Origin of the sequence: Nocardia brasiliensis (assembly GCF_042691675.1) — a bacterium.
Lineage (GTDB): Bacteria > Actinomycetota > Actinomycetes > Mycobacteriales > Mycobacteriaceae > Nocardia > Nocardia brasiliensis_D.
The window spans coordinates 209,098-220,653 of record NZ_CP170507.1; the positions used below are offsets into that span (position 1 = coordinate 209,098).

Below are 11,556 nucleotides of genomic sequence, written 5' to 3' on the forward strand. Positions count from 1 at the left end.
GCGCACTGCCGGATGGGACAGTCAGCGACTACGCTAGCGGAATTGTGGAACCCGTCTACCGGACGATCATCGGCCTGGCCCGAGCCGTCTTCTTCGTCGAAGGTCTGAAGTTCACCGTCAAGGGCGATGAACATATCCCCGCGCGGGGTGGTGCCGTCATCGCGGTCAACCACACCGGGTATATGGACTTCACCTATGCGGGTCTACCGGTGCGCACCCCCAAGCGCTACATCCGGTTCATGGCCAAGAAGGAAGTCTTCGACGACAAGATTTCTGGCCCGATCATGCGCGCGCTCAAGCACATTCCGGTCGACCGGAGTGCGGGCGCCGACTCCTACCGGGCGGCGGTCGAGTACCTGCGGCGCGGTGAGCTCGTCGGCGTGTACCCCGAGGCGACCATCAGTCGCAGCTTCGAGATCAAGGAATTCAAATCCGGCGCGGCGCGCATGGCGATCGAGGCGGACGTGCCGATCATCCCGATCGTCATCTGGGGCGCGCAACGCGTGTGGACCAAGGGTTTCCCGAAGCGTCTGGGTCGCACCAACACTCCGATCTCCATCGCGGTCGGCGAGCCGATCCAGCCGTTCGAACCACCGTCGGAGTTGACCGCCAAGCTGCGCTCGACCATGCAGGAAATGCTGCTGGACTTGCAGCAGGACTACGTGCACGAGCCAGGCGCGTATTGGGTACCGGCCCGCCTCGGTGGCAGCGCTCCTACCCTGGAGGAGGCCGACGCGCTCGACGCCGCCGAGGCCGCGGAAAAGGCCGCGCGAAAGAAGACGGCCACGTAGTAGCGGAGAGTTCGAATGGCGCGGGAACCGGTTTACGACATTCTCACCGGCTTGGTCCGCACCATTTTCCTGGTGCAAGGACTGCGGATCGATATCGCGGGCCAGCACCGGATCCCGCGCTCCGGCGGCGCGGTGCTGGCCGTGAACCACACCGCGTACCTGGACTTCATGGAGGTCGGACTGGTCGGGCGCAGGTCCGGTCGCAATGTCCGATACATGATGAAGGCCGAGCTCGAGCACGGCATCGTCGGCTTTCTGATGAAGCACTGCAAGGCAATCGGGGTGGATCGCACCGCGGGTGCCGAATCCTATAGTCGCGCGGTGCGAGCGCTGCGCGACGGCGAACTCGTCGTTGTCTATCCCGAAGCGACCATCAGCCGCAGCTTCGAGCTGAAGGAATTCAAGTCGGGTGCCGCCCGCATGGCGATCGAGGCCGGTGTGCCGATCATTCCCGTGGTTATCTGGGGCGCCCACCGCGTCTGGACCAAGGACATCCCGAAAAAGCTCGGCCGCCACAAGTTCCCGATCAACATCCGCATCGGCGAACCCATCCCACCCGCCGAACCCCCTGACGCCCTCACCGCCACCCTGCGCACCCATATGAGCGACCTCCTCGCCCAGGCCCAGCAGGACTACCCCATGGAACCCGGCGCCCGCTGGGTCCCCGCCCGCCTCGGCGGCACCGCGCCCACTCTCGCCGAAGCCGCCATCCTGGAACAGGAAGAGCTGGCCCGGCGCCGAGCCAAACGCCAGCACCCCTAGGCACGCACCGTCACTCAGCCGTGAGTGGCACATGGCTGCGGCATCGGCCCGAGATGGTTCCGCCGTGGTGTGCCACTCCGGAGCTAGAGGCGGTCCAGTGGGCGGCAGGGAGTTGGGGTGGGGAGGTTGCCGCGCAGGAAGGAAGTCGGCGGGACGCCCATGAGGGTGCGGAAGTCGGCGGTCATGTGGGATTGATCGAAATAGCCGTTGTCGGCGGCGAGTTGGGCGAGTGAAAGTGGGGGAGTCGCTGTTCGGGCGTGCTGCCTTGTGCTGTCGCGTTGGCCCGATGCGGTGGTTTCGGCTTGGGACAGGACTCGCCGCACCCGATCTATCCGCGCGAAGTGCTTGGGAGAGACGCCGACTCCCGCCGTGAACAGGTTACGGAGTTGGCGTTCGCTGACGGCGAGGTCGGCGGCCAGGCTGTGGATGGAGCGGTCAGCGGCGTCCGACGAAATCGCGACCACTGCCGAGCGGAGCAGGTCGCGCTGGGCACGTTGCGTCGCGTCCTCGGAAATACGGTGTGGCAGCACGTTTTCCAGGAAGGGGAAGACCTCGTCGGGCTCGAGGTCCGCTAGCTCATCGGCGAGATCGGCCACCGCACCGGGTAGTTCGGCGAGGCGGACCACGCGATCGGTGAGCACGGACGCGGGAACGCCGAGCAATGGCCGGGCGGAGCCGGGGGCCAGACGCAGCCGGGTGCATCCCGCGGGTTTGCTCGGATGAGCGTAGAACGCCTTGGTCTGCGGGCCGATGACGAGTGCGTCGTGTGCACCCGGTACTTCGGCGCGCAGCACGATCGTGATTTCGGCCTGTGGCAGGTGGGTGAATGATTCGGACAGGTCACGCACGGTCGGTACCCATCCGAGTTCGGTGAGCCAGGGCCGCAATGATTCCGGCGCGGGTACCGTCGCTTCGACGAGATCGGCGGTCACTACTGGCGCCGGACGCAGCATGGTGGTCACCGGATCCACAGTAAGCATGTCGCGCGCCGAGAGGTGTGCCGGAATTTCCTAGAGAACCCGGTCGTCCGGACGGCAGCGTGGTGCTCATGATTCTGATCACCGGTGCCACGGGCACCATCGGCAGCGAAATCGTCCGGCAGTTGGCGGCGCGCGGCGAGCAGGTCCACGCCGTCACGCGAGACCCGGCAACGGCGCGGCTGCCCGCCGGTGTCGAGGTGGTCCGCGGCGACTTCCTCGACACCGCATCGATGGCAGCCGCGCTGGTCGGTACCGAAGCCGCGTTCATCGTCGGCGTCCTCGGCCCGGAATACATCGACGCCGACCGCGCACTGATCACCACCGCCCGCGACGCCGGAGTCCGCCGCATCGTGAAACTCTCGGCCATCGGCACCGGCGACACCGCCCTCGGCCGCGTCGGGACCTGGCACCTGCCCGGCGAGCAAGCGGCCCGGGAGAGCGGCGTCGAATGGACCATCCTGCGCCCGAGCTCCTTCGCCTCCAACACGCTGAGCTGGGCCGAGGCGATCCGCACCGGTCAGCCCGTGCCCAGCATGACCGGCACCGGCAAACAGGGCGTCGTCGACCCACGCGACGTCGCCGCGGCCGCCGTCGAGTCGCTGCTCGCACCCGCCCACGCAGGCCACATCTACACCCTCACCGGCCCCGAACTGCTCACCAGCGCAGACCAAGCCGCCACCCTGTCCACCGTGCTCGACCGCAAGGTGGACGTAATCGACGTGCCGGACCACGCCGCCCGAGAACACATGCGCGCCGCAGGCATGTCCCCCGATTTCATCGACGGTGCCCTAGCCGGTCAGGCCTACGTTCGAGCAGGCGGCAACGCCATCCTCACCGACGACCTCCCCGAAATCCTCGCCCGCCCACCCCACACCTACGCCGAATGGGCCACCGACCACGCCTCCGCCTTTCTCGAAGCACCGACGCATGCCGCCCGCGGCCGGATAACCCTGGCCTAGTCCTTCACTACCACCGGCGCGGTCGTCACCAGTGGCTACCTGATCAGGCTCGGAATGGCGAACGGGACGGCACCGTGGGGTGCCGTCCCGGTCGGATGTTTCGGTGACTACTGGGCGGTGGAGCGGAAGGTGCGTAGGCGCAGGCTGTTGCTGACGACGAAGACCGAGGAGAAGGCCATGGCGGCGCCGGCGAGCATCGGGTTCAGCAGGCCTGCCATGGCCAGGGGGATGGCGGCCACGTTGTAGGCGAAGGCCCAGAACAGGTTGCCCTTGATGGTGCTCGAGGTCTTGCGGGACAGACGGATCGCGTCGACGGCGGCGCGGAGGTCGCCGCGGACGAGGGTGAGGTCGCTTGCCTCGATGGCGACGTCGGTGCCGGTGCCCATGGCCAAGCCCAGGTCGGCCTGGGCCAGGGCGGCGGCGTCGTTGACGCCGTCGCCGACCATCGCGACGACCTTGCCCTCGGCTTGTAGCCGCTTGACGGTGTCGACCTTGTCCTGCGGCAGCACCTCCGCGATCACCGCATCGATGCCGACCTGCGCGGCGATGGCCTCGGCGGCGGCCCGATTGTCACCGGTCAGCATGATCGGCGTCAGGCCGAGCGCCCGCAACTGCGAAATCGCCTCAGCGGAAGTAGTTTTCACCGCATCCGCGACGACGAGCACGCCGCGCGCCTTGCCGTCCCAGCCCACCGCCACCGCGGTCTTACCCGCGGCCTCGGCGGCCTGCATGGCCCGCTCCAGATCGGCGTCGAGCTGCTGTGCCCAATCCGCGAGCAGACTGGCCCGTCCGACGATCACCGCGTGCCCGTCCACCACGCCCTGCACACCGAGGCCCTCGATATTCGCGAACTCCTCCACGGTTCGCAGCGCACTAACCTCCCTGGCCCCCTTGGCGATCGCCTGCGCGATCGGGTGTTCGGACGAATCCTCCAGCGCCCCAGCGAGAGCGAGCACCTGGCCAGCGTCTTCGCCCTCGGCCGCGACGACATCCAGCAACGTCATCCGACCGGTGGTGACGGTGCCCGTCTTGTCGAGCACCACGGTGTCTACCCGCCTGGTCGATTCCAATACTTCCGGCCCCTTGATCAGGATGCCGAGCTGCGCACCGCGACCGGTGCCCACCATCAACGCGGTCGGCGTGGCCAGCCCGAGGGCGCACGGGCAGGCGATGATCAGCACCGCGACCGCCGCGGTGAAGGCAGCGGCGACGGAACCACCGGTGCCGAGCCAGAATCCGAGCGTCGCGACCGACAGCGCGATCACGATCGGCACGAAGAACCCGGAGATCTGATCGGCCAGCCGCTGCGCCCGCGCCTTACCGGTTTGCGCGTCCTCGACGAGTTTCGCCATCTGCGCAAGCTGGGTGTCGGAGCCGATCCGGTTGGCGCGCACCACTATCCGGCCGCCGACGTTCACGGTCGCGCCGACCACCGCGTCGTCCGGCCCGACCTCGACCGGCACGGATTCGCCGGTCAACATCGAGGCATCGACCGCCGACGACCCTTCCACCACGACACCGTCGGTGGCGATCTTCTCGCCGGGACGAACCACGAACCGATCGCCGACGGCCAACTGCTCCACCGGTATCCGCTGCTCGGTGCCGTCGCGCAGCACCGAAACCTCCTTGGCGCCGAGCTCGAGCAGCGCCCGCAGCGCCGCACCGGCCCGCCGCTTGGACCGCGCCTCGAAGAAGCGCCCGGCCAGGATGAATGTGGTGACGCCCGCCGCGGCCTCCAGGTAGATGCTGCCCGCGCCGTCCATCCGGGAGATGGTGAACTCGAACGGGTGCGTCATGCCAGGTGTCCCGGCGGTGCCCCAGAACAGCGCGTACAGCGACCAGCCCAGTGCCGCAAGGGTTCCCATCGACACCAGCGTGTCCATGGTCGCCGTCCCGTGGCGCAGGTTGGTCCACGCCGCCCGGTGGAACGGCAGCGCGCCCCACACCACGACCGGCGCGGCCAGCGTCAGCGACAACCACTGCCAGTTGATGAACTGCAGCGCGGGGATCATCGCCATCGCGATCACCGGCACGGTCAGCACCAGCGAGACCAGCAGCCGCGTCCGCAGTGCGGCCGTCGGATCCGCTTCGGCGACAGTGCTTTCCGTGGCCTCGGCTGTCGGTGCGGGCAGTGTCGCGCTGTACCCGGCCTGTTCGACCGTGGCGATCAAAACCTCCGGCGAGACGTCATCGGTGATATCGACGCGTGCCTTCTCGGTCGCGTAGTTCACGGTCGCGGTGACACCGTCGAGCTTGTTCAGCTTCTTCTCGATGCGATTGGCGCAGGACGCGCAGGTCATGCCGCCGATCACCAATTCGACCTGCCCGGTGCCAGGTGATTGTGTCCTGGTGGTCATCGTGTGCTCCGTTCTGTGCGGCACGGTAGATCGGGTAACCGCGGGCGCGATGGCGGTGGCCCGCTATGGCTCTCAGTGGCCGTGTGCCGGTGCGGGTGTGGCGCCGCCGTGTCCGTTGTGTGCCGGTTCGGGCGTGGGTGCCCCGTCGTGCGTCGCCGCGGGTTCGGCAGCCGCTGTGCCCGGGCCGACGGTCAGCGTGAATTCGGCTGTGCGGACCACTCCTTCGTGCTGGAAGTCGAGGAACAGCCGGTAGTCGCCCGCGCTCGGCGCGGTCACATAGAAGGTGATGCCCGGTCCTGCCGGGGTGCTGCCGTCGCCGGGGTGGCCGTCCGGGTGGACGTGCAGGTAAGCGAGGTCGGCGGTGCGGAGCGCGACGAGGTGACCGTAGGCCGCGAGATACGGCTGGAGGTCGGTGACCGGCTTGCCGTCCCGGCTCACCGACAGGATGACCTTCGAGGCTTGACCAGGGGTGACGGTGCCGTCGAGGGTGACGGTGTACCCGCCGACCGTGCTGGTGGTCGCCGCGACCGGCAGTGGCTGTGGGTCGTAGTTGCCCGCGACCCGCAGATCGGCGCCGAGCGTCAGGTTGTCGCCACCCGCCGGACTGAAGTCCGCGAACACCCGGTAGTCACCCGCCCGGGTGAGATCCAGTGGGACGCTCCAGGTTCCGTTTGCGTCGAGGGTGGGGTGCACGTGCTGGAAGGCGACCATGTCGCGCCGGACCACGATCAGGTGCAGGTCTTTGTCGTGGTTGCGCTGGTAGCGGGTGAGCGGCGCGCCCTCGGCATCCAGGATGCGGAAGCGCAGCGGGACGTTCGGTGCCGCGGTGGTGAGTGCGGTATCGAGCCGCAGGGTGTAGCCGCCGTCGGTGGCCATTGTTCCTCCAAGTACCTCTTCGGGACGGGGCCCGCCCGGTGCGGCGAATCCGTCCTCGTGTGCGTTCGAATCGTGTGCGGTGGGCGCGGCGGGTGCCGGACCGAGCACCGCTCCGGTCGCGAGAGCGATCCCGAAGACGGCGGCCAGACCGAGGGCGAACCCGGCGAATTTCGTGGATGCGTTCATCGGATGCTCCGTTTCCGAGTTGCTGTGCGTCAGTCGGCGACCGAGTAACCGGCTCGGACGATCGCGGTGGCGATCGCGTCGGGCTGGAGTCGGGTCGCACTGTCGACGGTGACCGTGCCGTCGGCGAGATCGACGGCGACGGCCGTGACGCCGGGTACCCGGCCGATCTCGTCGCGGACCGAGTTGGCGCAGCATCCGCAGGTCATTCCGGTGACGGTGACAGTGGCGGTGGTGGTGGCTGCGGTACTCATCTGGTCTCTCCTTCTGCTGAACTTGTTCTTACCATACCCCCCTAGGGTACTTTGTCAATCCGTACCGGCCGCGGAATCTTTTGCCGGGACCCGCATAATGACCGCCGTGAACCCGGCACCGACGAGGGCGATGACCGACGCACCAAGGAAGGCTGCGGAGAAACCGCTGGTCAGCTCTGATGCATCGCCTACCCGATCGCCACCGAACGCGGCAGCGACGGCGGTCATCGCGGCCAGACCGATGGCCGAACCGACCTGATATCCGACATTGACGATGCCTGCGGCGAGCCCGCCCTCTTCCGGCCGCGCCGCCGAGATAGCGGTACCCAGTGAGGGTATGAAAGCCAGTGCCATGCCGCCCGCCGCAACGAGCGAAGCAGGCAGTACGTCGACCCAGAAGTTGCCGGTCGGCCGTACCAGCGACATCATTGCCAGCCCGAGGGCAAGCACTACCAGTCCGGTCACGATCATCGGCTTGGCGCCGAAGCGCTGCATCGCCCGTGGGGCGAACACCACCATGCCGAGCATGATCAGGATGGTCATCGGCAGCAGCGCCGCACCCGATGGGAACGCGCTGTAGCCGAGCACCTGCTGCAGGTAGAGGTTCAAGAAGAACCACATCGGGACCCAGGCCGCGCCGAGCAGCAGCTGTGCCGCGTTGGCGGCGGCCAGGTTCGGCGCCCGGAAGATGCCCAACCGCATCAGCGGATCGCTCCGTCGTGACTGGGTGAATACGAACCCGATGAGCAGTGCTGCCGCGGTCGCCAGGACCGTCAGGGTCTGCCCCGAGGTCCAGCCGACCTCGGGTGCCCGGACGATGCCGTACACGGCCGCGGCGAGCCCGGCGGTGACGGTGACCGCACCGAGCCAGTCGACCGATCCGGCACGGACCGGGGATTTAGGCATCAGCGCGGGCACGGCGATCAAAGCCAGTACCGCGATCGGCACATTGATATAGAAGACCCACGGCCAGCTGAGGTACTCGGTGATGACGCCGCCGAGGAAGACGCCCGCGGTGCCGCCGGCGGGTGCCGCGGCTCCGTATACCGCCAGCGCCTTCGTCAATTCCTGTGGCGAGGAGCCGAACAGCAGCATGAGCAGGGTGAGGGCCGAGGGAGCGATCAGCGCCGCACCGCCACCTTGAATCGCCCGGCCCGCGAGCTCGATGCCGACATTGCCTGCGGCGCCCGCGATGACCGACCCGGCCAGCAGCACCGCCCAGCCTGCCGCGAATACCCGGCGGGCGCCCAATAGGTCGGACAGTCGCCCGCCGAGCAGCAGCAACCCGCCGAATGCCACCACATAGGCGTTGAACACCCAGGTCAGATTCTCTTGGGAGAAGCCGAGTTCGGCCTGCATCTTCGGCAGCGCGACCCCGATGATCGAGGTGTCCATGATGACCATGAACTGGGCTGCGGCAATCACCCCCAGTGCCAACCACTTTCGGGTGGCTGACCGCGTTTGCGTAGTCATGACATTTTCCGTCCTTTCCAGACCGGTGTAACAGTGCTCGGTACCGTACCCCCCTAGGGTATCTGGATGTCAAGGGTTGGCACCGAGCACATTCACCGCTAGGGCCGACGGGTCAGGCGGGCGCGGGCGCGTTCTGAACGGCGTGCGCGAACCGCAGCACCCGCTCGACCTGCACCTTGGCCGCGGCGCGTGCGACCTCGTCGACGGGGTAGGTCCCGTTTCGCGTGCAATGCGAAGTGCCGTAAGGGTTTCCGTCCGTGAACTTGTCGGGATGGGTGTAGCCGGGTGGGACGATGACGCCGCCGAGGTGGATGAAGGTGTTGGTCAGCGCGAGCAGGGTCGACTCATGTCCACCGTGTGCGGTGCCAGCCGAGGTGAATCCGCTGTAGACCTTGTCCGCGAGCAGGCCCTGACTCCATGGCCCGCTCAGGGTGTCGAGGAACTGCTTGAGCTGGGCGGCGATATTGCCGAATCGGGTCGGCGATCCCATGATCACCGCATCGGCCCAGATGAGATCGTCGTGGGTGGCCAGGGGTAGATGTGCGGTCGCCGCGATATTGGCTGCCCACGCCGGGTTGGCATCGATCGCCGATTGTGGTGCCAGCTCGGCGACCCGGCGCACGCGCACCTGATTGCCCGCCTGCTCGGCGATGTCGGCCATGAGGTCGGCGAGTTCGGCGATCGTTCCGGTCGCGGAGTAGTAGACGATGGTGAGGTTCACAGACATGTTCGCTCCCGCTTGGCAAGGGTGTTGGCTCGGACAAGGCGTGAACATATAGTCAATATTAGTGACCGTCAAGATTAGTGACTAAATGAGGTGTGCCTGGGTGAGACGACATGAGCGCAAGGAAAGTGACCCGGACCTGGGGATTCTCTCGGGGAGACTGCTGGTGTCGTTGCAGCAGGAGGTGTACGACACGCTGGCGAGCCAGGGCCACCAGCGGTTCCGACCCAAGCATGGCGCGGTGCTGGCCTACCTCGACGAGGAGGGCAGCCGGGCGGCCGATCTCGCCAAGCGTTCCGGCCAGCACAAACAGGTCATCAGCACACTGGTGGACGAGCTCATCGAACTCGGTTACGTCCGCCGCGAACCCGACCCGGACGACCGCCGCGCAAAGCTCATCGTCCCGACCGAACTCGGCTTGGACCAGATGAAGCGCTCGGACGCCCTCTTCGTGGACATGGAACGCCGCCTGTCCGACGCACTCGGTGCCCGGGTTTACGCGGACTTCAAGAGCACGTTCCGTCGAATCGTCGCCCTCCGCCGCGAGGCCGACTGACCCTATTCCGTCGAGCGGGACCTGAGTGCGCCGAAGTCCGAGTGGCCGCACAGTCAGGTCCCGTTCGAACGGCGTCCTGGGTCTGCCGGGCGGTCAGGCGGGGTGGAGGTTGCGGGCGGTGGGGGAGGTGTCCGTTGTTGTGGGGTCGGGGTGGGTGCCGAAGAGGCGGTCGGCGGTGCCTGCGGTGGTGACGGTGAACCAGTAGTGTTCGTTCTTGTAGTGGTGGTGGCGGTGGTTGCGCCAGATCGCGCGGTAGAGCGAGTGCTTCGGCTTGTAGTCGGTGTGGATCAGGTAGTGGGTCCACTCGTAGGTGAGGCCGAGGACGGTGATGGTGAGGAGGAAGGTGAGGCCTAGGCCGGGGCGTGGGAAAGCGAAGGCGGCCAGAGCGATCAGGAGGACCACGAGTACCGACAAGGTCTTGGTCGGGATGAAGATCAGCGGGATGTTGCGTGGGTCCACGTGGTGTTCCCGGTGTTTGCGGGCCAGTTCGCTGTCGATCGGAATCGGGCCGAGTCGGCGTGGCCGCCAATGCAATACGGTCACATGCACGATCCACTCGAAGACCGGGAACGCCGCGAGCATCACCGCGGGCACCAGCGCGTCGGTGGATTGCCAGTCGCCGACCAGGATTCGGCCGATCAGGGCCGCGACCAAGGTGACGCCGATGAGCCAGGGCGAGGGATGGCGGAGGAACTCGCGGAAGGCCGCGTCGAGGGTGAGCCCACGGCGCATCGGCTCGTCCCTGCGCGCTCGGGTTTTCGCTGAATCATGCTGGGGGGACTCGGGTTTCGTCATGGTGGTTCCTAGATGAAGCGTGATCAGTGTCCGTCGAGGACGTCGATCAGAGCGGTGGTCGCCGGCTCGAGCAAGGCCCGAGCGGTATCGGCGGCCTCTTGCGGCCGGCCCGCCACAATGGCGGCGGCCAGTTCCCGGTAGGCATCGACATTGCCCACCTCGGCGGACATGATCGGGGCCAGCGCCGTGAGTGCGGGCTCATATGCGGCGCGCAGCATGTTGAACATCAGCCGGAAGACGATCGAGTCGGCCGCGTCGACGACGTGATCCCAGAACTCCATCGCATGCCGCTGTTGCGCCACCGGATCCTGTTCTGCGGCAAGCGCTTCGACACTCGCCGCCAATGTCGCGCCGACCGCAGCCGAATCCGTCGCACCCAGCCGGACGGCAGCCAGTTCGGCCACCTTCGGGCCGTTGTGCAGCCGCGCCTCCAAAATGCTGCGCGCCACACCCGGATCCAACTCTCCGGCCTGCACCAGCAATCGCGGCAAAACCTCTAGCCCCGCCCCGCGTCGGTAATCCAGCACGGTCGTCGCGTCCCCCTGCCGCACCGCGACCAGCCCAGCCGCCGCCAGCCGCTGCAACGCCTCCCGCACCGCGGGCCGCGACACCCCCAGCGCCTCCGCCAACTGCCGCTCACTCGGCAACGCCACCCCCGGCGCCAGTTCCCCACTCAGTACATCCGCCGCGATCTGCTCGAAAACATCGCCAGACACCGACCGCTTGACCACAGGTTGCAACGCCATGCTCCCACTCTGCGCCAGAATAGGTAAGGAGGTCAAGTGGTCAGACCAATTTGGACGACGGACCCGCCGATGTGAGGCAGCTCGCGAAGCCACCAGCGGG

12 protein-coding genes are annotated in these 11,556 nt (G+C 67.3%); 4 read left to right on the forward strand and 8 right to left on the reverse strand.

Going from position 1 to position 11,556, the window contains the following annotated elements:
- The first annotated feature begins 44 nt into the window (after window positions 1–44).
- Together ACFK0J_RS01210 and ACFK0J_RS01215 are read left to right on the forward strand one after the other, a co-directional pair.
- Window positions 45–791 carry a lysophospholipid acyltransferase family protein gene (locus ACFK0J_RS01210; RefSeq protein WP_378735716.1) on the forward strand — a complete coding sequence of 249 codons (747 nt, stop codon included), beginning with the start codon at window positions 45–47 and terminating at the stop codon, window positions 789–791.
- A gap of 15 nt (window positions 792–806) precedes the next feature.
- Window positions 807–1,553: a lysophospholipid acyltransferase family protein gene (locus ACFK0J_RS01215; protein WP_378735717.1), complete on the forward strand. Its 747-nt coding sequence runs from the start codon at window positions 807–809 to the stop codon at window positions 1,551–1,553.
- 83 nt (window positions 1,554–1,636) lie between these two features.
- Here ACFK0J_RS01215 and ACFK0J_RS01220 read toward each other — a convergent pair whose 3' ends face one another.
- A complete protein-coding gene (locus ACFK0J_RS01220; protein ID WP_378735719.1) occupies window positions 1,637–2,515 on the reverse strand; it encodes a hypothetical protein in 879 nt (292 codons plus the stop codon).
- 86 nt (window positions 2,516–2,601) lie between these two features.
- Here ACFK0J_RS01220 and ACFK0J_RS01225 point away from each other — a divergent pair, with 86 nt between their 5' ends.
- Complete coding sequence (locus tag ACFK0J_RS01225; RefSeq protein ID WP_378735721.1) at window positions 2,602–3,492, forward strand: NAD(P)H-binding protein; 891 nt, start codon at window positions 2,602–2,604, stop codon at window positions 3,490–3,492.
- A 107-nt stretch (window positions 3,493–3,599) separates the two neighbouring features.
- Here ACFK0J_RS01225 and ACFK0J_RS01230 read toward each other — a convergent pair whose 3' ends face one another.
- The 5 genes from ACFK0J_RS01230 to wrbA all read right to left on the reverse strand — a co-directional run bounded on the left by ACFK0J_RS01230 (window position 3,600) and on the right by wrbA (window position 9,362).
- Window positions 3,600–5,849: a heavy metal translocating P-type ATPase gene (locus tag ACFK0J_RS01230; protein ID WP_378735723.1), complete on the reverse strand. Its 2,250-nt coding sequence runs from the start codon at window positions 5,847–5,849 to the stop codon at window positions 3,600–3,602.
- A 72-nt stretch (window positions 5,850–5,921) separates the two neighbouring features.
- Window positions 5,922–6,911, reverse strand: coding sequence for a hypothetical protein (locus tag ACFK0J_RS01235; RefSeq protein WP_378735725.1), 990 nt, complete (start codon window positions 6,909–6,911; stop codon window positions 5,922–5,924).
- A 29-nt stretch (window positions 6,912–6,940) separates the two neighbouring features.
- Entirely contained in the window at window positions 6,941–7,162 is a 222-nt protein-coding gene (locus tag ACFK0J_RS01240; protein WP_378735727.1) for a heavy-metal-associated domain-containing protein, read from the reverse strand.
- A 54-nt stretch (window positions 7,163–7,216) separates the two neighbouring features.
- Window positions 7,217–8,635 carry an MFS transporter gene (locus ACFK0J_RS01245; RefSeq protein ID WP_378735728.1) on the reverse strand — a complete coding sequence of 473 codons (1,419 nt, stop codon included), beginning with the start codon at window positions 8,633–8,635 and terminating at the stop codon, window positions 7,217–7,219.
- Window positions 8,636–8,747: 112 nt separating this feature from the next.
- A complete protein-coding gene (gene wrbA, locus ACFK0J_RS01250; protein ID WP_378735730.1) occupies window positions 8,748–9,362 on the reverse strand; it encodes an NAD(P)H:quinone oxidoreductase in 615 nt (204 codons plus the stop codon).
- A 100-nt stretch (window positions 9,363–9,462) separates the two neighbouring features.
- Between wrbA and ACFK0J_RS01255 the strand changes: the two genes are divergently transcribed.
- Window positions 9,463–9,915 (forward strand): MarR family winged helix-turn-helix transcriptional regulator, encoded by a 453-nt coding sequence (locus tag ACFK0J_RS01255; protein ID WP_378735732.1) that lies wholly within the window; start codon window positions 9,463–9,465, stop codon window positions 9,913–9,915.
- A gap of 93 nt (window positions 9,916–10,008) precedes the next feature.
- Here the strand turns inward: ACFK0J_RS01255 and ACFK0J_RS01260 are convergent, their stop codons facing one another.
- Both ACFK0J_RS01260 and ACFK0J_RS01265 read right to left on the reverse strand, forming a co-directional pair.
- On the reverse strand, window positions 10,009–10,647 hold the full coding sequence (locus ACFK0J_RS01260) for a sterol desaturase family protein (protein WP_378743372.1): 639 nt from the start codon (window positions 10,645–10,647) through the stop codon (window positions 10,009–10,011).
- A gap of 86 nt (window positions 10,648–10,733) precedes the next feature.
- Window positions 10,734–11,456 carry a FadR/GntR family transcriptional regulator gene (locus tag ACFK0J_RS01265; protein ID WP_378735734.1) on the reverse strand — a complete coding sequence of 241 codons (723 nt, stop codon included), beginning with the start codon at window positions 11,454–11,456 and terminating at the stop codon, window positions 10,734–10,736.
- Window positions 11,457–11,556: the final 100 nt, after the last annotated feature.